23 protein-coding genes are annotated in these 24,428 nt (G+C 62.7%); 9 read left to right on the top strand and 14 right to left on the bottom strand.

Annotated features, from left to right (window positions below; all coding sequences use genetic code 11):
• Positions 1-202: 202 nt before the first annotated feature.
• The 5 genes from RCO24_RS15700 to RCO24_RS15680 all read left to right on the top strand — a co-directional run bounded on the left by RCO24_RS15700 (position 203) and on the right by RCO24_RS15680 (position 3,925).
• Entirely contained in the window at positions 203-574 is a 372-nt protein-coding gene (locus RCO24_RS15700; protein WP_308963440.1) for a YciI family protein, read from the top strand.
• Positions 571-1,857, top strand: coding sequence for an RNA polymerase sigma factor (locus tag RCO24_RS15695; RefSeq protein WP_308963439.1), 1,287 nt, complete (start codon positions 571-573; stop codon positions 1,855-1,857). The genes RCO24_RS15700 and RCO24_RS15695 overlap by 4 nt, the downstream gene beginning before the upstream one ends.
• A 90-nt stretch (positions 1,858-1,947) precedes the next feature.
• Complete coding sequence (locus RCO24_RS15690) at positions 1,948-2,508, top strand: SRPBCC family protein (protein WP_308963438.1); 561 nt, start codon at positions 1,948-1,950, stop codon at positions 2,506-2,508.
• A gap of 22 nt (positions 2,509-2,530) precedes the next feature.
• Complete coding sequence (locus RCO24_RS15685; protein ID WP_308963437.1) at positions 2,531-3,610, top strand: exo-alpha-sialidase; 1,080 nt, start codon at positions 2,531-2,533, stop codon at positions 3,608-3,610.
• A 6-nt stretch (positions 3,611-3,616) separates the two neighbouring features.
• Entirely contained in the window at positions 3,617-3,925 is a 309-nt protein-coding gene (locus RCO24_RS15680; protein WP_308963436.1) for a MoaD/ThiS family protein, read from the top strand.
• Between the two features lie 12 nt (positions 3,926-3,937).
• On the opposite strand, the gene RCO24_RS15675 is transcribed toward RCO24_RS15680, so the two are convergent.
• From RCO24_RS15675 to RCO24_RS15635, 9 genes are all read right to left on the bottom strand, one after another.
• On the bottom strand, positions 3,938-5,140 hold the full coding sequence (locus tag RCO24_RS15675; RefSeq protein ID WP_308963434.1) for a citrate transporter: 1,203 nt from the start codon (positions 5,138-5,140) through the stop codon (positions 3,938-3,940).
• A 97-nt stretch (positions 5,141-5,237) separates the two neighbouring features.
• A complete protein-coding gene (locus tag RCO24_RS15670) occupies positions 5,238-6,605 on the bottom strand; it encodes an NAD(P)/FAD-dependent oxidoreductase (RefSeq protein WP_308963432.1) in 1,368 nt (455 codons plus the stop codon).
• Between the two features lie 57 nt (positions 6,606-6,662).
• A complete protein-coding gene (locus RCO24_RS15665) occupies positions 6,663-7,703 on the bottom strand; it encodes a DUF3445 domain-containing protein (protein ID WP_308963430.1) in 1,041 nt (346 codons plus the stop codon).
• A 41-nt stretch (positions 7,704-7,744) separates the two neighbouring features.
• Positions 7,745-8,704 (bottom strand): PDR/VanB family oxidoreductase, encoded by a 960-nt coding sequence (locus RCO24_RS15660; protein ID WP_308963429.1) that lies wholly within the window; start codon positions 8,702-8,704, stop codon positions 7,745-7,747.
• Positions 8,701-9,303, bottom strand: a complete 603-nt coding sequence (locus tag RCO24_RS15655) for a dimethylamine monooxygenase subunit DmmA family protein (RefSeq protein WP_308963428.1) — start codon at positions 9,301-9,303, stop codon at positions 8,701-8,703. Before RCO24_RS15655 ends, RCO24_RS15660 begins: the two co-directional genes overlap by 4 nt.
• A 128-nt stretch (positions 9,304-9,431) precedes the next feature.
• The gene (locus RCO24_RS15650; protein ID WP_308963427.1) at positions 9,432-9,623 is read right to left on the bottom strand and encodes a hypothetical protein; all 192 of its coding nucleotides are present in this window, start codon (positions 9,621-9,623) and stop codon (positions 9,432-9,434) included.
• 119 nt (positions 9,624-9,742) lie between these two features.
• The gene (locus tag RCO24_RS15645) at positions 9,743-11,155 is read right to left on the bottom strand and encodes an ammonium transporter (RefSeq protein WP_308963425.1); all 1,413 of its coding nucleotides are present in this window, start codon (positions 11,153-11,155) and stop codon (positions 9,743-9,745) included.
• Positions 11,156-11,507: 352 nt separating this feature from the next.
• On the bottom strand, positions 11,508-13,289 hold the full coding sequence (locus tag RCO24_RS15640) for an APC family permease (RefSeq protein ID WP_308963423.1): 1,782 nt from the start codon (positions 13,287-13,289) through the stop codon (positions 11,508-11,510).
• A gap of 343 nt (positions 13,290-13,632) precedes the next feature.
• Positions 13,633-14,616, bottom strand: coding sequence for a FliG C-terminal domain-containing protein (locus RCO24_RS15635; protein WP_308963422.1), 984 nt, complete (start codon positions 14,614-14,616; stop codon positions 13,633-13,635).
• A 368-nt stretch (positions 14,617-14,984) separates the two neighbouring features.
• On the opposite strand from RCO24_RS15635, the gene RCO24_RS15630 reads away from it, so the two are divergent.
• Both RCO24_RS15630 and RCO24_RS15625 read left to right on the top strand, forming a co-directional pair.
• A complete protein-coding gene (locus RCO24_RS15630; RefSeq protein WP_308963420.1) occupies positions 14,985-15,698 on the top strand; it encodes a type 1 glutamine amidotransferase in 714 nt (237 codons plus the stop codon).
• A 54-nt stretch (positions 15,699-15,752) separates the two neighbouring features.
• Positions 15,753-16,676, top strand: a complete 924-nt coding sequence (locus RCO24_RS15625) for a LysR family transcriptional regulator (RefSeq protein WP_308963419.1) — start codon at positions 15,753-15,755, stop codon at positions 16,674-16,676.
• 41 nt (positions 16,677-16,717) lie between these two features.
• Here RCO24_RS15625 and RCO24_RS15620 read toward each other — a convergent pair whose 3' ends face one another.
• The 4 genes from RCO24_RS15620 to RCO24_RS15605 are packed head-to-tail and all read right to left on the bottom strand — an operon-like array spanning position 16,718 to position 21,536.
• Entirely contained in the window at positions 16,718-17,734 is a 1,017-nt protein-coding gene (locus tag RCO24_RS15620; protein ID WP_308963418.1) for a DUF4340 domain-containing protein, read from the bottom strand.
• 26 nt (positions 17,735-17,760) lie between these two features.
• Complete coding sequence (locus RCO24_RS15615; RefSeq protein ID WP_308963417.1) at positions 17,761-19,803, bottom strand: Gldg family protein; 2,043 nt, start codon at positions 19,801-19,803, stop codon at positions 17,761-17,763.
• A 16-nt stretch (positions 19,804-19,819) separates the two neighbouring features.
• Positions 19,820-20,566, bottom strand: coding sequence for an ABC transporter permease (locus RCO24_RS15610; protein WP_308963415.1), 747 nt, complete (start codon positions 20,564-20,566; stop codon positions 19,820-19,822).
• 19 nt (positions 20,567-20,585) lie between these two features.
• Entirely contained in the window at positions 20,586-21,536 is a 951-nt protein-coding gene (locus RCO24_RS15605; protein ID WP_308963413.1) for an ABC transporter ATP-binding protein, read from the bottom strand.
• 452 nt (positions 21,537-21,988) lie between these two features.
• Between RCO24_RS15605 and RCO24_RS15600 the strand changes: the two genes are divergently transcribed.
• Together RCO24_RS15600 and RCO24_RS15595 are read left to right on the top strand one after the other, a co-directional pair.
• Positions 21,989-22,759 carry a hypothetical protein gene (locus RCO24_RS15600; RefSeq protein ID WP_308963412.1) on the top strand — a complete coding sequence of 257 codons (771 nt, stop codon included), beginning with the start codon at positions 21,989-21,991 and terminating at the stop codon, positions 22,757-22,759.
• A gap of 102 nt (positions 22,760-22,861) precedes the next feature.
• Complete coding sequence (locus RCO24_RS15595) at positions 22,862-23,686, top strand: ATP-dependent Clp protease proteolytic subunit (protein WP_308963411.1); 825 nt, start codon at positions 22,862-22,864, stop codon at positions 23,684-23,686.
• 16 nt (positions 23,687-23,702) lie between these two features.
• On the opposite strand, the gene RCO24_RS15590 is transcribed toward RCO24_RS15595, so the two are convergent.
• Positions 23,703-24,368 carry a diguanylate cyclase domain-containing protein gene (locus RCO24_RS15590; protein ID WP_308963410.1) on the bottom strand — a complete coding sequence of 222 codons (666 nt, stop codon included), beginning with the start codon at positions 24,366-24,368 and terminating at the stop codon, positions 23,703-23,705.
• Between the last annotated feature and the right edge of the window lie 60 nt (positions 24,369-24,428).

Below are 24,428 nucleotides of genomic sequence, written 5' to 3'. Positions count from 1 at the left end.
GAGCAATTTCACCCAAAACCGCCGCCGCCGCTGTTCCCGGCGGAACGTGCGGATGACAAACGATTTTTTATTTCGAGCCGGCTTTTGGCGGTTAGCCGGTCTCCCCTGCCTTGTCGTCCTTTGAGGGTTTTTGGCGGGGGTGGTCGGGATCGACTAGTCTCGTTCGTTCCTTGGGCAGTACGGATATCGGGACGGAGCCACAATGAAATATGCAGTGCTTTGTTATCACTCGGAAAATGTCGTCTGTGCCTGGAGTGCCGAGCATGATGCGGAGATCATGGCGAAGATCGCCGTGGTCGAGGAGCGGTGGTCGAAGGCCAAGAAGCTCGGGCCCGTTGCTCGCCTGATGCCGACGACGGCGGCGACGACGCTGCGCAAGGATAACGAACCTCCGGTGGTGCTGGATGGGCCGTTTGCCGAGACCAAGGAGCAACTGCTCGGCTTCTTTGTTGTCGATTGCTCAGGGCTCGAGGAGGCGCTGGCCTTCGCCAAGGAGCTGGCCGACGTCAATCCCGGTGGCGCTTATGAAGTCCGGCCGATCGGATACTTCTTTGATTGGAGCGCGGGCACGTGACGGATCTGGGCTGGCTCGATGCGGCGGTGACCGGGGCGCGGCCTCAGGTGATGGCCGCGTTGCTGCGCTATTTCCGCGATCTCGACCGCGCGGAGGAGGCCTTTCAGGAGGCTTCTCTCAAGGCGCTGAAGTCGTGGCCGCAGAACGGCCCGCCGCGGGATCCGGCTGCCTGGTTGATCATGGTGGGCCGCAACGTGGCGATCGATGCCCTTCGGCGCGAGCGGAAATCGGAAGCGCTGCCGGACGAGCATGCGATCTCCGATCTCGACGATGCGGAAAGCGCGCTCGCAGACCGGCTCGACGACGCGCACTATCGTGACGACATCCTGCGGCTGCTGTTCATTTGCTGCCACCCGGACCTGCCCGCGACGCAGCAGATCGCGCTTGCCCTGCGCGTCGTCTCTGGGCTTACGGTGCCCGAGATTGCGCGCGCGTTTCTCGTCAGCGAAGCAGCGATGGAGCAGCGCATCACGCGGGCCAAGCGGCGCGTCGGCGAGGCCGAGGTGCCGTTCGAGACGCCGGGCGCGGTCGAGCGGAGCCAACGGCTCGGCGCGGTTGCCGCCATGGTCTACCTGATTTTCAACGAAGGCTATTCGGCGAGCGGAGGCGACGCGCACGTGCGCCTGCCGCTGTGCGAGGAAGCCATCCGGCTCGCGCGCTTGTTGCTGAAGCTCTTCCAATCAGAGCCTGAAATCCTGGGTCTCACCGCGCTTCTTCTGCTTCAGCATGCGCGTTCGGCCGCGCGCCTCGATGCGGACGGTGCCATCGTGCTGCTCGAAGATCAGGATCGCAACCTCTGGAACAAGGGGATGATTGCCGAGGGCACCGCGCTGATCGACAAGGCGATGCGCCACCGCCGTCCCGGGCCTTATCAGGTGCAGGCTGCAATCGCGGCGCTGCACGCCACCGCCGAGGTATGGGACGCAACCGACTGGGGGCAGATCGACCTTCTCTATTCGACGCTCGAGCAACTACAGCCGTCTCCGGTCGTGACGCTCAACCGGGCGGTTGCGGTCAGCAAGGTGCGGGGTGCGGAAGCGGCGTTGGCGATGATCGAGCCGCTGGCGCCCAAACTTTCCGGCTATTTCCATTTCTTCGGGCTCAAAGGAGCGCTGCTGTCGCAGCTTGGCCGTGCGCCGGAAGCGCGAGAGGCGTTCGGCCGGGCAATTGCACTCGCGCGGACCGCGCAGGAAGCGGCCCATATCCGCCTGCATCTCGACAAGCTCGGAGACGAGGGCCGCGCCGGCGCCAAGACTATCGGGTCAAAGAGTAAGGTGACGTAGCCCCGGTCTCCCTTCGGTACTTATTTTTTGCGCACGATTGTCGGCTTACACGATGCGTCTTCGTCCTAAGTCCAGCTCATGGAGGACATCATGCTCGAGATCGCGCTCTATTCACTTCTGACGCTTGCGGCAATTATTGCCGTTATTGTGGTTTTTGCCTCGCGGCGGCCGGATACTTTTCAAGTTTCGCGCTCGGTTTCGATCAACGCGCCGGCAGAGACGATCTTTCCGTTGATCAACGATCTCCGCAAGTTTTCGACCTGGTCTCCGTTCGACAAGAAAGATCCGAACATGGCGCGGGTCTACAGCGGCCCCGATCGCGGCGTCGGGCAGCGGCTGGACTGGGACGGGAATCGTGAGATCGGTAAGGGATGGTTCGGCATCATCGGCTCCGTACCTTCCTCGAAGGTCGATATGGAGCTCAACATGATCAAGCCGATGTCGGCCCGGAACCTGGTCTCGTTCACGCTCGTCCCCGAAGGCGCCACAACTAACGTGACCTGGTCGATGCAGGGACAGGTGCCGCTGTTCGCGAAGGTGCTCCATCTCTTTATCGACATGGAGAAGATGTGCGGAGACGACTTCTCGGCTGGGCTCGCCAGTCTCAAGGCCATGGCGGAAGGCCCCGCCGTTTTGTCCCCGCAATCGTAAAACTGATCTACGGGAGGATACCATGGAGAAAGTGCTCATCCTGCTCGGGACCAAGAAGGGCGCCTTCATTCTCGAAGGCGACAAGCAGCGCCGCTCGTGGGCGCTCAAGGGACCGTTCTGCAATACGTGGCCGATCCAGCACGTGGCGGCCGATCCCGCTACGGGCACGATCTACGCCGCCGGCGGCAATGCGTGGTTCGGGCCTGCGATCTGGAAATCGACCGATCTCGGTGAGACCTGGACGCATTCGAGCGCTGGGCTTTCCTATCCCGAAGGCGAAACGCCGATCGCGGCGGCGTGGAGCCTCGCGCAGGGGCGCGACGCTCTCTATGCGGGCGTCGAGCCCGCGGGTCTGTTCAAGAGCACCGACGAAGGCGAAACCTGGAAGCATGTTTCGGGCTTGCGCGATCATCCCTCACGCGAGCATTGGCAGCCGGGCGGCGGCGGGCTCATTCTGCACGTGATCGTGCAGCATCCCGATGATCCGAAGAAGCTTTGGGTCGGGATCTCCTCGGCCGGCGTGTTCCATTCGGCCGACGGCGGCGAGACCTGGGAGCCGCGCAACAGCGGTACGCGCGCGGACTTCAATCCCGAGGATCAGCGCTATCCCGAGTTCGGCCAGTGCGTGCACAGCCTGGCGCTGGCGCCTGGGGGCGGCGAGCGGCTCTACCAGCAGAACCATTGCGGCATGTATCGCAGCGACGACGGCGGACGGGCGTGGACGAGCATCGAAGCCGGCTTGCCGTCGACGTTCGGGTTTCCGGCCGCGGCTCATCCGCGCGATCCCGACACCTTGTTCCTGCTGCCGCTCAACGGTGACATAAAAGGGCGCTATATGCCGGATGCGAAGGCCGCCGTGTGGCGGACGCGGGATGGTGGGTCCACATGGACGGCGCTCCGCAACGGCTTGCCGCAACAGGACGCCTATTTTGGAGTGTTACGCCAAGCCATGGCGACTGACCGGCTGGAGCCGGCGGGTGTCTATTTTGGTACCGGCGGCGGCGCACTGTTCGCGAGTGCGGACGAAGGCGAAAGCTGGTCGTGCCTCGCGCAGCATCTGCCGGCGATCTCGTCGGTCGAGACGCTTGTGGTCGAGAGCTAGGGAAGAATGACGGCGCAAGATCGCGTAGGTGGTGGGGCTACGGCGGGAGCCACGGTTTCCGTCGTGCTGCCCCGCGCGCTGCTCGATCTGTTTCCCGGTTCTGAGCGCGAGGTGGTGGTGCCGGCGGGCACGCTTGCGGAGGTGATCGCGGCGCTCGATCAGCGCTGGCCAGGCATGCGTGACCGCCTGGTCGATTCCACTCCGCGGATCCGGCGGCACATCAACGTGTTCGTCGATGGAAGGCGGGTGGCGCTCGATACGGAACTGAGCGCGGGTGCGAAGATCTATGTGCTGACGGCGATCTCGGGCGGATGAGCGCTCTATTGGCTATGGCGACCAACCGAGAACCAGGAACATCGCGCCGAAGCCTGCGACGTAGGCGAGTGGGATGAACCAGCCGGCCTTCAGCCAGGCAGCGACCGAGCGGGCTTCGGGGAAGAGGTTGGTCAGGGCGACGCCGGCCGACGAGCCGAACCAGATCATCGAACCGCCGAAGCCGACCGCGTAGGCGAGGTAGCCCCAGTCATAACCTCCCTGTTTGATGGCGAGCGCGGTCAGCGGGATGTTGTCGAACACAGCCGACACGAAGCCGAGCGTCAACGCGGTGGCGGCGGAGGCAGGCGGCAGCGCATCGATCGGCATCATCGAGGCGGCGCCGACGAGCGCGAGCAGGAAGATGCTGCCCTTCGTTGCCTCGGGCAGAAGGCTCCACTCCGGACGATGAAAGAGGGCGGCGATCAGGATCGCGGCCCAGACCGCGAGGCCGACGAGAGGGATGTGATCCAGGATCTCGGGCGCGTAAAGGGTGGCGAGCACGTTGGCGGCGATGGCGCTTGCGAGAATGAAGAGCACGATGACGATGCGGCCAGGCACGATGGCGATGCCGGATGCGGTGCCTTTCAAGATCGGCTGGTAGCGATGCTGGCTGCGGGCGGCGGGGATCGCGAATACGACGAAGGCCACGGCGGCGGCGATGTAGGCTTCCAGGACGGCCAAAGGGCTCACGCCGGAAATCCAGATCATCGTGGTCGTGGTGTCGCCGACGACGCTGCCCGAACCACCAGCGTTTGACGCTGCGACGATGGCGGCCAGATAGCCGATGTGGACTCGCCCCCGGAATACGCTGCGTGCCACGGTGCCGCCGATAATCGCGGCGGCGATGTTGTCGAGAAAGGCCGACATCACGAAAATCAGCGCCAGAAGCGCGACGCCGCCGGTCCAGTTGTCCGGCAGCAGGTTGGGCATGATGGCGGGGATCTGCGACTCTTCGAAATGGCGCGCCAGCAGTGCAAAGCCCGTCAGCAGAAGGAGAAGGTTCATGAGCAGAACCGCTTCGTGCCCGAAATGCGCTGTGAGACCGGAGAGCCCAGGGCCAGCCTTGAAGCCGGTAAACGCCACTTTGTAGAGCGCAATCGCTGCGACGCCGATCAGCGAGACCAGCAGCGTATGGCGATGGAATATCGCGATGGCAGCGAGGATTGCGGCGAACATCCAGAGTTCGAGCGGGACGGCAGCGAGGGAGGCTGTCATGGGGTGGGAGCTGCCATGCCTTCAGGCCGGGGCGACTTGTGCCGCCCTCAGCCTTTGCTTCGTTTCGAGAAGCCCCTGTTTGTCAGATTTTCGCGAACTAGGCCACCTTGCTGGCCGCCGGATCCGGCTGTGCCAGGAAGGCTTCCAGGGAATCGTCGAGGGCCTGCATCCACGGCGTATGATGGGTCGGTGCCATATTCCCGGTCAGCGTCGACGGATAGGACTTGTCCCGATAGGTCAGGATGCCTTCCATCTTGTGGTGCTCCCATTCCTTGAACAGCTTGGCGACGGTGTCGACGTCGAGCTTGGGATAGTCGGTCGCGGACAGAAGATCGCGAGTGTACTCGGTCTGGAAGTCGATGGCTTCGAAGGGGTCCTTGAGCTTCTCTTCGAGGCTGATCCATTTGTTGATGTCGGCCGCCATCTCCGTGTAGTGCGGCAGCTTGATGCGGCCGAGGATCACGTCACGGGCGTACCAAGCCTGCGCGTCGAACATGTTGAAGGTGTAGTACTGATCCTGCATGCCGATGTAGATCAGCTTCGGATTGCCCCACCAGAAAATGCCCTTGTAGAGCTGCGGCGGGTAGAGGCGGTTGCGCGTCTTCAGACGCAGGAGATCGTCGAGAAACGGGAAGTGATGCAGGTAACCCGTGCAGAGCACGATGGCATCGACATCCTTCTTGGTGCCGTCTTTGAAATAGGCGGTCTTGCCTTCGACCTTCTGCAGAAGCGGCACCTCGGTGATACGCTCCGGCCAGTCGAAGCCCATCGGTCGCGTGCGCCAGGAGAAGGTGATCGACTTGGCGCCGTACTTGTAGCACTGGATGCCGATGTCTTCTGCGGAGTAGGACGCGCCGATCAAGAGCACATCCTTGCCGGCGAACTCGTCGGCCGAGCGGAAATCGTGGGCGTGCATCACGCGGCCTTCGAATTGTCGCAGGCCCGGGAAGTCAGGGATGTTCGGTGTCGAGAAGTGGCCTGACGCGACAATGACGTAATCGAACTCCGACGTTTTCACCTCGTCGGCAACGAGGTCTTTCACGGTGACGGTGAACTTCTTGCTCTTGTCGCAGTAAGTCACCCCGCGAACTGCGTGGTTGAACTTGATGTAGTCGCGCACGCCGCTCTTTTCGACGCGGCCCTTGATGTAATCGTGCAGGACGGCGCGGGGTGGATAGGACGGGATCGGCCGGCCGAAATGCTCCTCGAAGGAATAGTCGGCGAACTCGAGGCATTCCTTGGGGCCGTTGGACCAGAGATAGCGGTACATGCTGCCGTGGACGGGCTCGCCGAACTCGTCGGTTCCGGTGCGCCAGGTGTAGTTCCAGAGGCCGCCCCAGTCGCTTTGCTTCTCGAAGCAGACAAGCTCGGGGATTGCGGCGCCCTTGCTGCGGGCGCTTTGAAAAGCCCGGAGTGCTGCGAGCCCGCTCGGTCCGGCGCCGATGATCGCAATTCTTTCTGCCATGGAAACGCTTCCTGTTCAGATGCTTGTTGCAGGTGAAGGCGGCGGGTTGGCGCGCTTTCAATCGGGGAAGAAGCCAAGCGACGTTGGCTGCCCGTCGTCGTATTTCGACAGCCAGTCGATTGTCGTCTGCTGGTAGCGCGACAGACCCTTGTAGGCCGCGATCTCGGGCGGAAGCGTTTTCAGCACGCGGTGCATGCGCCGGCTCCATTTCGGAATGGTCACCAACTCGCGCATCTTGAGAAGATAGCCGCGGATCGAAAACACGATCGCGTTCGAGCGCGGCAGACGCCAGAGTGCCTGCAACTCGACGCGCAAATGAACTTTATCGCCCACATTCTCCGGCGTGACCGTCGTGCGGTCGATGCCCCACTTGGGGTAGGTTTCGGGCGCCGTATCGAGCCGCGGGTTGATGGTCATGGTCCAGTTGAGGCGGCGGACCGGATGCCCGATCTGCATCGCGAGCAGGAACTTCAACGCGCGGTCGAAGATGCCGATCTCGTGTGCCATTGGCACCGGCGCGTGCCATTCCTTGAAGCTCATGCCGATGTCGAAATCCAAGGACCAGTCGGCCTGCGATGTCACGATGCCGGCGTCCATCCAAAGGTCGCCGTCTCGCTGATCGAGGAGACAGAAATCGCCCTGGCATTGACGCGTGATGTACTCCATCGGCCGCAACGGGAGCGTTGCGACGTTGCCGAAGGTGAACTTGTCCTCGATCTTCATGGGGCGATTGATCCAGTGCCACTGGTCGCCATCGCGAGTGAGCGAGAAGTGTTCCGGGTAGTCGCGGGCCATCGAGGTCATTAGAAGCTCGACGAGATCCCATTCGGCGGCCAGCATGTGGGGGAGCGACTGGCAGCGCAGCGGATCCTCGGCCAGCGTAATGGCGCGATCGCGCATGTCGGCGAGATAGTGCTCGTCGATATCGATGGGGAACTCGTAGGCGGTGCCTTTGCGGCCGGGAACATGCGGCTCGATGTTGACCGCATACATGTACTTGTCTTCATGGAACGGGAACGGAAAATGGCGGATCGCAGCCGGGCTGTTCGCGAACGTGAAATCGCCGCGATAGGTCTCGTCCTTGAACATCAAGCCCATGGTGTGGGTGCTCCGTTGCCGGGGTCAGCGTAAGGCATGCGTCAGAGATCGAGCGTGACGGTGGATCCGTCGACGCGCGAGACGCAGATCATGATCTTGTCGCCGGCAGCCTTCTCGGCGTCGGACAGGTAGTGGTCGTTGTGCTGGATCGCGCCCGCGCACGAGACGATGCGGGTCTCGCATTGGCCGCAAGCGCCGCCTCGGCACAGATAGGGCGCATCGATGCCGGCGGCTTCCAGCGCTTCGAGCATGCTCTGGTGGGGCCCTACGGGAACGGTCTTTCCGGAACGGGCGAGTTCGACCGTGAAGGATGTCCCAGGGGGCGGTGCGCTGAAGCGCTCGTAGTGGACGTTCTCGGCAGGCCATCCTGCGTCGCGGGCCCCGTTCAGCACCCAGTCGATCATCGTGGACGGGCCACAGACGTAAACGTGGGTTCCGAGTGGCTGGCCATCGAGCAGCGTCTTTAGCGGGATCGTCTGTCCCTGGTCTTCGAAGTAGATGTGCACGCGGTGGCCGTAGGTCTCTCTGAGCTGGCGCCAGTAGGCGCCGCGCTCCTGGCTGCGCATGCCGTAGTGCAGCTCGAACGGCACGTCATCGTGTTCGAGCTGGCGCATGATCGACATGAACGGCGTAATGCCGATGCCGCCGGCGATCAGGATGTGACGGCGCGCCCGGCGATCGACCGGGAACAGGTTCACCGGTGCGCTGATGGTGATCGGCAAGCCTTCGCGGATCTTGTCATGGATGAAGGCCGATCCGCCGCGGGACTCCGCCGCCTTCAGAACGCTCACCTCGTACGAAGACGTATCGTAGGGCGAGCTCATCAGCGAGTACGGGTTGCGCAACGTCCGCTCGCCGTCCGGAATTGAGAGAATGGTATGGGCGCCACCGGAGAAATCCGGAAGGCCGCTCATGCCGATGGGCACGAGCTTCAGGCGGCGGATCTGAGCTGCAACCGTTTCAACTTCGGCCACGCGAACGCGGATTTGGTTTGTCGTCATCGGTAGATCTCTTCGGGGGGAGGAGCGGAGCCAGGTTCCTCGGCGTCGATGATGACGCCCTGGAACGCGCCGAGGCGCCGCGAATAGTGATCGCGAACGAACAGATTGATGCCGCAATGGCTGCAGGCCACGGGATTTGTCGTAACGTTCTCGGTCATGCCCTTGCAGTGAACGCACTGGACACGGCGCTTGGCGGAGCCGCGGTGCTCGGTCACGACGGATTTGAAATCGATGCCGGCGGCGAGGGCTTCCTGGATGACGCTGCCGATGAACGGCTCGGTTCCGGCCGCATAGAGGCGGGTGCCCATGTCGGCGGTTGCGAGCACGCCTTTCAGGCGGAACATCACCGTCGGCAGGCTCGGCAGAACCCAGAGATGTTTCGGATTGAGCTTCGCGAGGGCGGTCTCGTGATCCTTTGCGGCGGAACCCGCGGTACAGTAGAGGATCGTCGTTCTGGCGAAGAATTCAGCGGAGGTTTTTGTCGCGAGGTCGAGGACGGCTTCGGCGCCTTCACCCTCGGTCACGATCAGATTGTGCTTTGCGTGCATGTCCGGCACGAGGCCGGGATAGACGGGTCGGCTCAGCATCGCCGCTGCCATGAGCGTCCTCGAATGCGTGTCGTTGCGGAAGTAAATCTCGAGGCCTCAAGCCAAGGGTCCTGGGGCCTCGAGGTACGCACCGCCGGCCGGGGTGCTCAGCCAGCCGGCGGATACGGTTCAGCGATCGCTTATTCGGCGGGGCTTGCCGTGAAGTTGCCGATGATCGCCTTGTGGTGCTTGGTCTCCATGACGAACTGCCATGCGAGGAACACGCCGAAGAAAGCGAGCGTCGCGATCGCGAAAGGAACTTCCAGTCCCGCGAACGGATAGACGGTCGTGACTTCGGTGAGTTTGCTGAGAGATGTGATGCCAGTCTGCATAGGTGCTCTCCTTTCAGCTTCTACGTGTTAGCTAGGGCGCTTCTGAACTACGTGCCTTCCACGCCCTAGAGTTCGGTGTGAAACCATCGCTGGAACGGCGGGCGCCATTCCAGAGCTTTTCAAGTCTTGGCTTCCTTACGCTGCAGCTTCTCGAAGGCAGCCTCTGCGCCCGAAAGGTTCGGGTAGGTGGCTCCCTGTGCATCGCCGTCGAGACCGGTCAGCTCGACCTTCGGATCGACGCGCAGCATGCCGAATGCCTTCAGCACCCTTGCGATGATGTAGGTCGGGATGAAGCCGAAGCCGATTGCGAAGACGAGCGTGCCGATGATGTTGCCCATCGGGGTGATGATCGGCAGGCCTTCGGCGTTGGTGCCAAACCAGCCAGCACCTTCCGAGAGCGCAACGAGAGTGCCGGCGCTCGGATTGATGGCGGGATAACCCCACAGCAGGAAGCCGGCGGCGATACCGCCGAACACGCCGCAGTAGCCGTGAACGGCAACCGCGCCGACCGCGTCGTCGAGCTTGAACCGCTTCTCGACCCAGTTGTGCATCATGTAGCCGAAGATCGTGCCGGCGACAGCGAGCATCGCGGCGACCACCGGATGGTAGAGATCGTTGCCGGAGCTGGCGCTGATCAGGCCGGTGAGACCGCCGGAGAAGGTCCAGAATGCGTTTCCGCCCGAGACCATGTAGGCCGTCATCATGCCGGCGAGCAGTGCCAGCAGGAAGTTCATCGTGACGCCCGACAGCGTGATCGGGAAGCCGTAGATGTTGGTGGCCGTCCAGTAAGCCGGCTGGCCTTCCGCAGCGATGTTCACGATCGGGATGTGGCACGCGGCGTAGAAGCCGAAGAAGCCGACATAGATCATGAACAGGCCGAGGGTGACCATCCACGGATTGTGAGCCGGAATTTCGCGCGGCTCGCCATTGGGTGCGAACTTGCCGATGCGCGGCCCGAGGTTGATCAGAATGGCGAGAGCAGCAAAGCCCGCCACGCTGTGCAGGATCGCAGAGCAATACTGATCGTGGTAGCCGAGGTATTGCACCATCCAGCCGTTGCCGGCCCAAGCCCAAGCCGCGGGAACAACCCAGGCTACGGCGCCGACGTAGACGGCAAGGATGAGGAAGCCGATCGTCTTGGAGCGCTCGATGATGGCGCCGGAAACGATGGAGCCTGCGGTCATGCCGAACAGCATGAAGGCGCCGAGGAAGACGCCGGAAATGCGGTCCGCCAGGTTTGGTGCGAGAGTCTTGGACCAGGGCTCGAAGCCCGTCGCGAAGCTGACTTCAGTGGTGGCCACCGGCCAGCCCTGCAGCGCGATATAGATCCACATTCCGAAGAGATAGAACGCGATGCCGATGGTTGGGATGGCCATCGCGTTCTTAAGCAGCGTGTGCTGAACGTTCTTCGTGCGTGCCACGCCGACTTCGTACATACAGAAGCCCATGTGGATGAAGAACATCAGCACGATACACAAGAAGAAGTAGAACTCCGTGAACAGCGTCGTCATCGCTGTTGCTTGATCCGTCATGCAAAATCTCCCCTGCTAACTCGCAGTGCAGCCCCAGCTCAACAAGCCAGCGCCGCGTCCGATCGCGCGGTGCTCACTCGCTTAGCAACTTTCCCTAGAGGCAACTCTTGTGCCAGCCATGAAACAGGGCTCGGAGGCTCTGCCGGTTTGGCTCTCAAACGGCCATGGAGTCAGGGGTTTCGCGCGCTTACGCGCGGTTTTCGGGAGGGCTGCGCGACTTCGTCATTCGGCTCCTTTCGTTGCCCAAACATTGGGCCCGTGGCTTAGCTAGCGGGCATTGCAGGAAAATCGGATGGGGCGGTGGAGGAGGCCGCAGAGGAAGGATGGCCTCGCTCCACCTGGGTCGTCTCGTCTATCCCGGAAGCTGGAAGAACCAGTTCGAGATCAGCACCACGGCAAGGCCGGCGGCGAGTGTCAGGTACGGCAGGATGCCAGCCTTCTTCACCGCGAGATCGCCGGGCTTGAGGTTCAAGTCCTCCAGCATGTGAGCCGGAAACACGCCCTTGTCCTGCACGTAGTGACGGAACAGGAACACCGGAATGATTAGGGCTGCAGCGGTGAAGCCGGCCCACAGCGCGAGCGGGTTCCAGACTTTCGCGCCTGCGCCCATGAAGGCTGCGTTGACGAACGCGAACAGCGTGCCGAGGCCGAGGATCCAGGTCGGAGCGCGCCACGGACGTTCGACATGCGCGTTGTCGATGCGGTGAATCCAGCCGGCATTGAGGTTCAGGAAGTTGAAGATGATGTAGCCGACGTTCGACACGGCGAGGATGAAGAAGAAGCTCGTCGCATCGGCGCAGGCGATCGCCAGCACCACGAGGTTGACGCAGAGGTCGGTCCACATCGCGGACGTCGGAGCACCGTGTGAGTTGACGTGGCTCAGGTAGCGCGGAAGCCAGCCGTCAATCGAGCCCTGATAAAGCGTGCGCGAGGAGCCGGCCATCGCCGTCATGATCGACAGCATCAAGGCCAGGATCATCAGCATCACGAGGATGTTGGTGACGAAGCCGGAGCCGCCGACCATCGTGGCCATGGCTTCGGCAACGCCCGAGCCGTCGACGATCGGGGTCGCAAGCATGCCTTCAAGGCCGAGCACACCCTGGAACGTGAACGGCACCAGCGTGTAGAGCAGCACGCACAGGAGGCCCGAGTAGAAGATCGCCTTGAAGGTGTCAGTCTTCGGGTTGCGGAATTCGCTCGTGTAGCAGATCGCGGTCTCGAAACCGTAGGTCGACCAGGCGGCGATGAACATGCCGCCGAGGATCAGGGTCCAGCCGCCGATGTTCCAGCTACCGGGTTCGGGTGCGTAGGCGGCGGCGAGGGGGACGATGGGCGAATAGTTGGACCAGTTGATCTGGCCGGTGAGGATCGGGACGATGCCGACGATCAGCATCGGAACGATGACCAGGAGGCCGATGTACTTCTGCACGCTGGCGGTTCCGAGAATGCCGCGATGCTGGATCGCGAACACGAGCAGCATCAGAACCGCGCCGATGAAGAAGGCGACGTTGAGAGAGAACGACACGGGCCCGAGCGAATGCGTGAAGAGCGTCCAGGTGCGGGCAGCGGGCGTCAGGGCCGCGATGGCATCCTGGCTCAGCAGCGCGTCGATCGCGTCTTGCGCGGTCTTGCCGGCGTTGGCAGCCAGCCATTCGGCGATGCGCGGCGAATCCGCGGCAATGGAGCTGGCGTTGGCCTTGATCCAGGCGAGCACTTGCGGGGCGTCGGCGGCGGGGATCGGGGCGAGCGCGTTCAGAATGTAAGCCGCTGCGATCGAGCAGCCGAGCGACAGCACCGGCGTCCAGGCGACCCAGTTGCACCAGACCGAGAGTGGCGCGATGAGCTTCGAATAGCGGACCCAGGCGGCCGCACCGTAGACAGAGGCGCCGCCCGACTTGTTCGGGAACAGGCCCGCGATCTCGGCGTAGGTGAATGATTGGATGAAGCCCATGATCATGGACACAATCCAGATCAGGAACGCCACCTTGCCGGCGGTGCCGGCAATGCCGCCGATGGAAAACAGGACGAGCGCGGGAACGCCGCTCGCGACCCAGAACGCGCCGCGCCAGTCGATGGCGCGATGGAGTGTTTGGGAGCCGCTATCTGCGACTGGCGGACTGAAAGTCGTCGTCATAGGAAACATCCCCGTTTGCGAGCGTTGCTCGTTGCCTTGGCGGGCCATCGCGGCGATAGAAGATCACCGGTCGGCAGTTTCCTAAGGGGCAACTCTTGTGCCAGACATGAAACAGGCGCGAATGACGACTTCGCCACGCGCGTAAGTCTCTGCGGGGGCACGGAAAATTTTGAGCGGGGATGTGCGGAAATGCGCTTATGTAATACCACCTAGCGCTTTCTCTTAGGTGATTAAACGTAAGGCTGAGCGCTTATTCGAGTGGCACCGGTTTGCATTGGTCGTGCTGCTTTCGCTCCTGGGTTCCGCGCGGATTTCCGCGGAAGAGCGATGCGATAGAGACGGGCTAAATCTCTTCTGCTTCTTCCTCGCTCGCGGTTTCGATGACGCCTCGCTCGATCAATTCGAGAGCGATGTCGGCAATCGTGCGCTGAGCCTTCAGAGTTTCGCGGGTTCTTACGGGAGGGCCTTCGGTGAGCTCCACCACGATCGCACGGCGGGCGCGGCTCGGCACGGCTTCGAGCAGGTGCTCCTGGAACGGCTTCGGCACACCGTAGAGCGCCTTGATGACAAGGTCGGGGACAATGCTGTCGAAGACCGTGACGAGAGAAGGCTTGGGTAGCTTGATGAGGTCCTCGAACGTGAACAGCTGCTGGCGGATCAGCTCGGCGTCCTTTTCATTGTAGGTCGCCACGGCTTGCAAGCATTCCTCCATCAGCTTGCGGTCCATTTTGTTTATGACCTCGGCCAAGCGGGTGTGGGTCGGGACGTCGGAGTCGCGCCGCCGGTTGAGCAGCAGATCCTGCAGAAATGAAATCTCGAGAAGAACGAGCGGCCGCTCGCGCACGGGCCTGAGGCTCAGCATGCGGCCGACCACGTCCTTGGACAAGGCGCGCGGCAGCATCTTGAGCAGGCTGGCGGATGTTGTCGCTTCGGCGCGAGAGAGCACGAGCGCGATAATCTGCGGGTGCTCTTTCATCAGGTATTGCGTCATGGCCATTTCCGGGATTTTGCGGAGGTGTTGCCAGACGGCATGCGCCGATTTGGTGCCGGTCTGCGCCATCAGGGCCGCGATTTGATCGGGGCTCAGAACACCTTCGAGAAGTCCTTGGATTTTTTCGTTGGTCGCGGTCAGGTCCGCGCCGTTTTTGATGTCGTAGGCGAATTCCTCGATGATGGTGTCGACGGTTTCTTTCGGCACCTTGCCGAGGTCGTTGGCCGCTTGGGCGACAACCTTGACCTGCTCTTCATCGAAATGTTTGAGCACCCGAGCGGCGAGCTGCTTGTTCATCGCAAGGAGAAGCGCTGCCACTTTCGCGGTGCCGGACAATTCCGGTGCGTCCGTGCTCTCCCCCGTCCGCCTGTCTGGTGCGGGTTTCAGATCGCGTCCCCCTAAAGTCGGGTATTTTTCCTATTGGCGCGCAACCGAATCAAAAAGTTTCTGGTCTGACCATATCAGGTTGGCTGCTCCTTCGGGGTTCGATCCTGTATCAAAACGCCGTTCGTTCTCGCTGCGCTGCAGCGATATTTGGCGGTTGCAGGTTTGCTTGCTGTGGTGCGCGCGCGTGTTTTGCAGAGAGAAAAACGGGTGAATTCTCATTTCCTCTAGGGAAACTCTTGTGCCGTAGATGAAACAAGCGTTTAGTGAGTGTCGGCGTCAATCGTCATCGGACGCTTGATCGGCACTGGGGGCGGCTCGTGAAAATTCTGGTTCTGCAGCATCTCGCAGTCGAACATCCGGGCGTGTTCCGGGATTTCCTGCGGGAGGACGGTTTTACGTGGCACACCGTGGAACTTGACCAGGGCGAGCCGATCCCCGACCTCGAAGCATTCGACGTGATGATGGTCATGGGCGGCCCGCAGGACGTCTGGCAGGAAGACCTGTTTCCGTGGCTGGTTCCGGAGAAGGCTGCCATCCGCCGGTTCGTGGCCGAGCTCGGTCGGCCGTATCTCGGCATCTGCCTCGGCCATCAATTGCTCGCGGATGCGCTGGGTGGACGCGTGGGGCTGGGTGCCAAGCCGGAGGTCGGGACGCTTACGATCTCGCAAACCGATGCCGGTCGCAAAGACCCACTGTTCGCCGGTGTGCCCGATCCGATCGAGGTTTTGCAGTGGCACGGTGCGGAGGTTCAGCGGTTGCCGGATGGCGCCGTTCAGCTCGCGCACTCTGATGTTTGCGAGAACCAGGCTTTCCGCTATGGCAAGCACGCCTACGGGCTGCAATGCCATGTAGAAGTTACGAGTGAGACGGTGGCAGACTGGGCGGCCATCCCCGAATATGCGCGTGCGCTCGAAACGAGCCTCGGCGTGGGGATCGTCGATCGCCTCGCAGCGGATGTGGCGAGCCGGCTTCCGCTCTACACTTCGGTCGCGCGTCAGCTCTACACCAATTTCAAAACGCTGCTCGCGTAAGTCCCGCAGCCGTCAACTGAAGCTCCGTACGACGGAGGATGGTCACGAAACGCCATGGACAAGCTGGATGCCATGAACGTGCTTGTCAAAGTGGTGGCAAGCGGAAGCTTCTCGGAGGCCGCGCGCCGCCTCGGCGTGACGCGGTCGGCGATCAGCAAAGCGATTACGCAGCTCGAGCAGGAGCTCGGCGCGCGGCTGCTCGACCGAACCACGCGTCGCGTTGCGCCGACGGAAGCGGGGCTGGCCTACTACGAGCGCTGCCTGGCCATTCTCGCGCAGATTTCGGAAACGGAAGCGCAGATCTCGCGGCTTCATGACGAGCCCAAAGGCGTGCTCAAGGTCAATGCGCCGATGTCGTTCGGAACGCTCTACCTTGGGCGGGCGATCGCCGATTTCATGGAGCGCCACGGCGATCTCAAGGTTGAGCTGACGCTGACGGACCGCATGGTGGATCCGCTCGAGGAAGGGGTCGACGTCACGGTGCGGATCGGCGCGATGGTCGATTCAAGCCTGATCGCGCGGCGGATCTCGTCGGCGCGCGTCGTGCTGGTTGCCAGTCCGGACTACATCGCCCAGCATGGCGAGCCGAAGACGCCGCAGGATCTCATCAGTCATCGCTGCCTGCACTACGGACACTCGACGACGGTGCCGCGCTGGAGCCTGACCGAGGACGGGCAGCCGATCACGGTTCCGATCGCAGCGTGCCTCAGCTCGAACAACGGCGATACTCTGCGGGACGCGGCGGTAAAGGGGATCGGCATCGCGCGGCTGCCGAGCTTTCTTGTTAGTGGCGATCTCGATGAAGGACGCCTTGTGATCGTGCTGGCCGACTATCCGCCGCAGGACATCACGATCCACGCGCTCTATGCGCCGAACCGGTTTCTGGCCGCCAAGACGCGCCTTTTCATCGACTTTCTGGTCGAGCGTTTTGGCACGCCCGCGTGGGAGAAAACCGCCGCTGCCGTGGAGCGGGTTTAGCGGGATCTCTTTTTTGACCGGAGATCCGGAAAGATGCGCCATCAAGACGGCGCATCTTCGAGAAGGTCGTCGCGCTTCTTCAGCATGGTCTCGACCTTGGAGGGCGCAATCTCGAACTCCCAGCCCTTGGCGCGGGTTTGGATCTCGTCCGCCAGCTTCTTGGCGTCGCCTTCGCCCGACGCCTCGATGGTCGCCCAGGCTGCATCTTTTTCGCGGCTAACCTTGAACTTGATCTTGAGGCCGTCGGTGGTCTGGAAGGAGACGGAGCCGGCTTCGCCGCCAGAGGCTTGCGAAGCCTTGCGGACGCTTTCGAGATCGAGGAATGCGGACGCTTCGACGATGTTGTCGATCATGTTCACGTACTTGATCTTCTTGCCGGCCGGGATGGTTTCCAGCTCATGGGCTCCGTCGTCGGTGCGCTTGATGTCGTAGGGTTGCTCGCCCTGAACCTCGACAGTGAGGCGGGCGACCTTGGGGCCATCGACCTCGAACACGCGGGGCGTTGCCCAGTCCCGCAGCGAGGCGCCGCCTGCGATGGTCGTGCTCGCGAGCCAGCTCTGGTTTTCCGTGGGGCGGCGCACATAGGTGCCTTCTCCGGCTGCGCCCTCCTGACCCAGGCGGCGCTTTCCGGCAATGATTTCGGCGAGCGCGGTGCCGCTCGCGTCTTCGAGCTTGATCAAGCGTGCGTTGGATGTTTTTGCGGTCGGGTCATCGACTTCGAGCACAGCGAAGCGGTCCGGACGCTGGGTTTTGGGTTCGAGCAGGCTTGCCTCGGCGAGCGACACCAAAAGCGCGCGCACCTTGTCGGTCGCGGCCGGATAGCCGTCGCGGCTTTTCATGAGCCACTGGTCGCCGGACTTTTCGATGACGAGGGTTTTATCGCCCTGGGTGATCGACACGCGTGCGATCTTGGCGGCGTCGCTCTGCAGGCTCGGGAACAGCTTTCCGGCGTTCTCGGTGGGGACGGTCCAATTGGTGCGCGAGCCGTAGATGATAATTGCCGCCGCGAGCGATACGGCTGCCGTGGCCGCGAGGACTGCGAATTGTCTCGGTGTCATCGCTGGTTTCTCCAGGTTCTGTTTTTTCAGGATGCCGGGCGGTTGCGGCGGCGGTTCCGCCACAGCGACCAGCCGACGCCGCCGACCGCAATTAGCAGCGGCACCAGCGCGATGTTAGCGAACTGCAACCAGCCGTCGAGGCGATCGATGCTCTGGCGGAGCGCGAGCTTCACCTGCCGCAGCTCGCGGCGGGTCTCGATCATCTGCGTCTTGAAGCCTTCGATCGTTGCCTGTTCCTTTTCGGACATCACGATGGCGCCATCGGCGGCGGACGTCTGAAGCTTGGCAAGCTCCTGCTCGACGCCCTTGAGCCGCTCGGTCAGCACCTGCTCCTTTTCGCGGAACTTCCGCTCCGCGTCGCGGCGCAGGTCCTCGACGAGGGTGAAGGTGCGATCCTTGATGCCACGTCCGCGCAGCGCGATCAGCGCGTCGCTGCCGGTCAGGTTCTCCAGAGCGCCGACGATGAAGGCGGCGTTGCCGGCGGACGGGACTACGAACTCCTGTCCCATCATCTCGCGGCTGTCGACCCAGAAGCGGTCGGCCAAAAGATCCGTGTCGGCGATGACGATGGCGTTGACCCGGCCGGATGCCACATGGTCCGGCCCGGGCTTGGTGTCGGCGGGTTTCGCATCGGCGGGCTTTGCTTCTGCCGCCTGGGCGTCCGTAACCGGTTTTTTGTCCGGCTTGTCGGCCGTCTCGCCGGGCTTCTTGTCATCCTTTTTCGCGTCGGGCTTCGGCACGCCGGTCGGGAAAGACGATTTCGCCTCGCCCGAGATGCGCGCGGCCAGGATCAACGGCTTGCCGCCGGGCTGATAGGCGCGGATCAGGCCAAGCGGGTCGGCGCCCATGCCGACCTTGCTGCTCGGGATCTCCATCGCCTCCGAAGAGGTGGTGAGGATCGGCGTGATCGTGGCGGTTGCGCCATCGATCGGCTTCAGGATGCCGGCAGACGCGAGGTTCAAATCCTTGATCCCGTTCGAGAGCACATCGCGCTGGTCGATGTTCGATTGATCGAGGCCAAGCCAGGCGACGAACTCCGTCACCATGCCTTGATCGCCGCGACCGAACTGAACGCGGCGCGCATGGCGAATATCGGCGGCGACCTTGCTCGCGTCGAAGTCGACACCCCAGGTCTTGAGGAGCTTCGCCAATTCGGCGCGGCCCGGGCCCTGCTTCTGCATCAACTCGAACTGAGCGGCTTCAGATGCGGGATCGATCAGCACGAGAAGCTTGCCGCCCTTCAGCGTGTACTGGTCGATGGCGTAGGCGGCTTCCGGCGTCAGCGTCGTTGGTTGCGCGACGAGCAGAACGTCGATGCGGGAGGGGATCTCGGTGACGGCCTGATCGACGGTTTCAACGTCGAAGAATTCGCGGATCTGGCTCATGATCATCCACGGCGGCGTGGGCTGATCGCCCATCGGCGCCTTGCCGCCGTCGAGCGGGAGCGAGGTCATGATGCCGACGCGGCGCTTCTTAGGGTTCGCGAGCGTGTGGATCAGCTTGGTGATGTCGTATTCGACGAAGCTTTCGCGATCCGGCGAGAAGAACCCGATCACCTGGTGGTCGTCGGTGGCGTTCGAGGCGGCGAGGCCAAAATAGCCGGTCTCGCCTTCGGCGTTGAGGCGGCGGCCGGTGAGGCCGGCGGCGACGGCGCGATCCTCCGCGTCGGAGAACGGCTCAGGGTCCAGGATTTCGAGCTGGAACTTGCCGCCGGAAATGCGCTGGAATTCTTCGAGCAGCGTGCGGATGCGATCGAAGTAACGGGCGTAGGACGGGGCCAGCTCGCCAAGCTTCTTCGAGAAGTAGAGGCGCGCCTTGATCGGCTCGTCGATCGCGGAGAGCACGGTTACGGAACCGGGCGAGATCGAATAGAGGCGATCTTCGGTGAGGTCGGCCTTCCAGCCGCCCAAGGTTTCGGAGGCGATGAGGTTGATCGAAAGCAGCGTGACGGCGGCGAGCGCAAGTCCACCCCAGGCGAGGCGAGCAGGCGTGAGGCGCGAGGCGTAGGCAACCAAACCCGCGAAGGCGGAGCCGAGGTTCGAGCGCACGGAAGCGAGAACGTTTGTCATGATATGTCCCCAGACCTCAGGCGGATTTCTTCTGGCTGACGGCGATCGCGTTGGCGAGCAGCGCGAAGGCAATCAACGAGACGAAGAAGACAATGGAGCCCGCCCCGATGACGCCGCGGGTGATTTCCTCGTAGTGGGTGAGGAAACTCATGGACGCGACAGCGTCCGCCACGAGGCGCGGCGTCCAGGCGCGGAGTGCCGTCTGCACCAGCTCCATGCCGCTCGTCACGAACAGGAAGCAGACGGTCGCCGACAGGATGAAGGCGATCACCTGGTTCTTGGTCAGGGCCGAGATGAAGGAGCCGATAGCGAGGAATGCACCCGCCACCAGGAAGCTGCCGATGTAGCTCGTGAGAATGACGCCGTTATCCGGGTCGCCGAGCACGTTGACGGTGATCCACATCGGGAAAGTCAGCAGCAAGGCGAGCCCGATAAACGCCCAGGCGGCAGCAAATTTGCCGAGGATGGCTTCCAAGGGCGAAATCGGCAGCGTCATCAGCAACTCGATGGTGCCGCTCTTTCTCTCTTCGGCCCAGAGACGCATCGCGACGGCGGGGACCAGCAGCAGATAGAGCCAGGGGTGGTAGGCGAAGAAGGAATCGAGGTTCGCCTGTCCGCGATCGAAGAAGCCGCCGATGTAGAAGGCAAAGGCGCCGGTCGCGGCCACGAAAATGGTGAGGAACACGGCCGCCAGCGGTGTTGCGAAGTAGGCGGCGAACTCGCGCTTGGCGATGATGTAGGCTGTTTTCAGGGTATCTCGCATAGGTCGGGTGCCTTCGGGCTCAAGCCTGAGTGGAGGTTGTGATGTCGCGGAACACGTCGTCGAGACGGCCGTGCTCGACATAGATCTCCTCGAACGGCAATTGTTCGCGGCTCAAGCGGTCGGCGATGGCTTTGGCGGGTTGAGTGTTGGTCTTGGCGAAGGCGCGCAGGCGAATGGTGTCGCCGGTCTTGTCGAAGGTCTCGACGCCCGCCACTTCGGCAACGCCCGAAAGCGCCTTCGATACGCGTTCGGCATCTGCCAAGCGCACCTTGATGGCGATGGCGCCGTATCCGCGTCCGCGGCGCAGGAGATCCTCGGCGGTGCCGTCAGCGACGATGCGTCCTTTGTCGATGACCACGGCGCGCGTGCAGACCGCCTCGACCTCTTCGAGGATGTGGGTCGAGACGATGATCGCCTTGTGCGGCGCCATCTCGCGGATCAGCTCGCGAACATGATGCTTCTGGTTCGGGTCGAGGCCGTCGGTCGGCTCGTCCATGATCAGGACGGGTGGATCGTGGAGGATCGCCTGAGCGATGCCGACGCGGCGCTTGAAGCCTTTCGAAAGCGTTTCGATGCGCTGGTCGACGACGGCGCCGAGACCGGCGCGGGCGAGGGCTGCCGCGACGCGGCCCTTGATCTCGCTGCCTTCGAAGCCGCGAATCTCAGCGATAAAGCGCAGGAAGTTGCCGGGCGTCATGTCGCCGTAAGCGGGTGCGCCTTCCGGCAGGTAACCGAGCTGCGCTTTCGCGGCCTTCGGGTTCTCCTGCACATCGAACCCGCAGATGGCGGCTTGACCGGCATCGGGCTCGAGAAAGCCGGTGATCATCTTCATCGTGGTGGATTTGCCGGCCCCGTTGGGGCCGAGAAAACCCAGAACCTCGCCCTTCTCGACGGCGAGCGAGATGCTGCTCACGGCGGTGATCGCACCGAATGTCTTTTGCAGCCCCTTCGCTTCGATAAGCGCGGCCATGCTTCAACCTCCCCTGGGTGCCTCGCGATCGGACTGAAGGGATCGCGTCGTTCCGATCGCTCCGCCGCAGCCGTCGTTTGTGCGGCTTGCGTTAGCACAAGTTCTTCGTTTGGCGTCCGTCGCTGTCACGGGCGGGCCATTCCCTAAGGCTGCCAGGGCCTTGCGGGCGGCTACTCGTGTCCGGCGAACGCGAAGTTAGCTGGCTGGCGGATCGATTCAAGTGGGCAAAGGTCTGATAATGCTCGGCTTAACAAAAGTTCATATTGGTAAGGTGAAGGCTACGTCCGGACGCTTGCAGGACTGACAGCGAAGGTCTGTTGCGTTCGGGTTCCCATCTTGTGTGGAATACGCCGGCCAAGGACGATGCGGCCTTGTTGCGGCGTCATCTATTTGTCATGTCTTACAACACGTTCGGTATGCGTCCCTGTCGTGCTTTTCAAATGGATCGCGCTATGGCCGCCACTTCTTCTGAGCCGGGTCTCCCGCCGCCGTTGAACGTCATTCCCGCTCGCGCCTGGTCTCCGGATCGGTCGGATGCGTGGTGGTGGCTTTATCTCCCGCTCGCCGTCCTTGCGGGCGTGCTCGTGATTCATGCGACGGCACCTGCCTTCTATGAGGCGTATGTGCTGCCGGAGGGTTTCGGGTTCCTCGAACTCACGCAGTTCTTTCTCGCGGCCGCCGCGTCGGTGCTGTGCCTCACGGCCTTGCGCTTCGAGGTCGTGAAAGGCAGCACGCTGCTTTGGATCGCGGTGCTGTTCTTTGCGCTGGCGGCGTTCTACATCGCGGGCGAAGAGCACAGCTGGGGGCAGCACTTCTTCAATTGGAACACGCCGGCCTATTGGTCGGAGATCAATCGCCAGCAGGAAACCAATCTCCACAATACGTCGGTGTGGTTCAACCAGCGCCCGAAGCTCCTGTTCGACAACGCCATGTTCATCGGCGGCATTTTCGTGCCGCTCGTCCAGCTCTGGACCGGCACGTTCCGCCGCCCGCTGCTGGCGCTTTTGACACCGGTGTTGGTAATCGCCCCGGCGGCGGTAATCGCACTCGCGTTCAAGGTCGTCGACGATCTCGGGAAGGATGTTCTCGACACTCGGCTTTTCACGCGGCCGAGCGAAGTGGTCGAGACGTTCCAGTACCTCTACATGCTCTACTATGTCATCGTGCTGCGCCGGCGTCTCAGAGCGCTCGATGCGGCGGGTGTTAAGCACGTTCCCCTCTGATCCGCGCGCTTTCCTCAACTGGCTGTCCGGCCTAGAGTGCGAGGGACGCACTGGGTGCGTGTGCCCGATGCGTCCTGCACTGCATAGCCGGGCGAGGTGCGCATGGACTTCTCATCGCTGATCTTCATCGTTTTTATCGTCCTGGCGCTTCAGCCGCTGCTGATGGGGCGCTGGTTCGCGGTGCGCCGGGTGCAGGCTATCCGGGCCATCGAGAAGGCACATGGCGGCACGCGTGTCATCACGATGATCCATCGGCAGGAGCAGCGGCGCCTGTTCGGCTTCTCAGTCGCGCGGCACATCGATCTCGAGGACGCGCAGACGATCATCGCGGCGATCAAGGAAACGCCCGATACGGTTCCCATCGATCTCATTCTGCATACGCCGGGTGGTCTCGTGCTGGCCGCCATGCAAATTGCGCGTGCGGTCGAGGCGCATCCGGCGAAAGTGACCGTCTACGTGCCGGTCTATGCGATGTCCGGCGGCACGCTGATCGCGCTTGCGGCGGACGAGATCGTGCTCGGAGAATTTTCCGTGCTGGGTCCGATCGATCCGCAGATCCTCGGGTTGCCGGCCGCGAGTATCGTGAAAGCGCGCGATTCAAAGCCGGTGTCGGATGTCATGGACTTGACGCTGGTTCTCGCGGACGTCAGCGAAAAGGCGTTGGCGCAGGTGAAGCGCGGGGCGGTCGAGCTTTTGACGCCGCGTCTCGATCAGGCGGCGGCGGAAGCGATTGCGGACAAGCTTGCAGGCGGGCATTGGACGCACGACTACGCGCTGACGGCCGAAGAGGCGAAGTCGCTCGGACTGCCGGTCAAGGTCGGGATGCCGATCGACGTGATGGAGCTGATGAAGCTCTATCCGCAGCCGATCCAGCAGTCCGGTGTCGAGTTTCTGCCGATCGATCTTCCGCGTCGCGCGGGGCGGTAAACCAAATACCTCGGCGCTAGCCTGCGGCGTGGATGGGATCCGCGGTGATCGTGTTGATGGCGCCGAGTGCGAGTCGGGCAACCGCCAACCCGGACGGCGATTTTTTCGCAGCGGTTTTGAGGCCGGCCAGCTCGCGGGCGACATCCGATGGGGTTGCAGCCGGTCCGCCTGCCGGGAGATGCAACATAGCGATTGAGCAGGACAGCAGCGGGAATCGCGTCACGACGTTGTCGCGGCCAGCGCATTCGAGATAGCCGCTCAGGCGCTGCTCGGGGGCATAGAGGCTCTCGGCGGCGGAGGCGAATTTTGCTCTCACCTCGATCAAACGGCTCTGGAGGTTCTTCACGGTATTGGAGCTGCTGGTGAAGAAGTCGTCGCCCCCGATGTGGCCGAGGAACACGTCGCCGTCGTGGCCGAATTCGGCCCGCAGCAATTCAGCGAACATGATGATGGCCCGGTCTCCGACGTGGAATCCGTAGACGTCGTTGAAGGGTTTGAAAAAGTTGAAGTCGAGGTAGCAGAATGCGTGATCGACGCTGCGATCGGCGCAGGCGCGGCCGGCGCCTACGTTTCGGCATGGCCCGCCGACCGTTTGACGCGCTTCCTGAACGAAGCCGAGCTCAACGACGTGCTGCGTCCCTACGGGCTTCGCGGGCCGCTGATCACGGTTGACGACTTGCACGCGGATTAGACTATAACTTCGCCGACGCCCGCGGCGGTGCACCGGCTTGGCACGACGGAT

Origin of the sequence: Hyphomicrobium sp. LHD-15 (assembly GCF_031157355.1) — a bacterium.
Lineage (GTDB): Bacteria > Pseudomonadota > Alphaproteobacteria > Rhizobiales > Hyphomicrobiaceae > Hyphomicrobium_C.
Note: the sequence above shows the minus strand (reverse complement) of the source record. Positions and strands in the feature narration are given on the sequence as shown.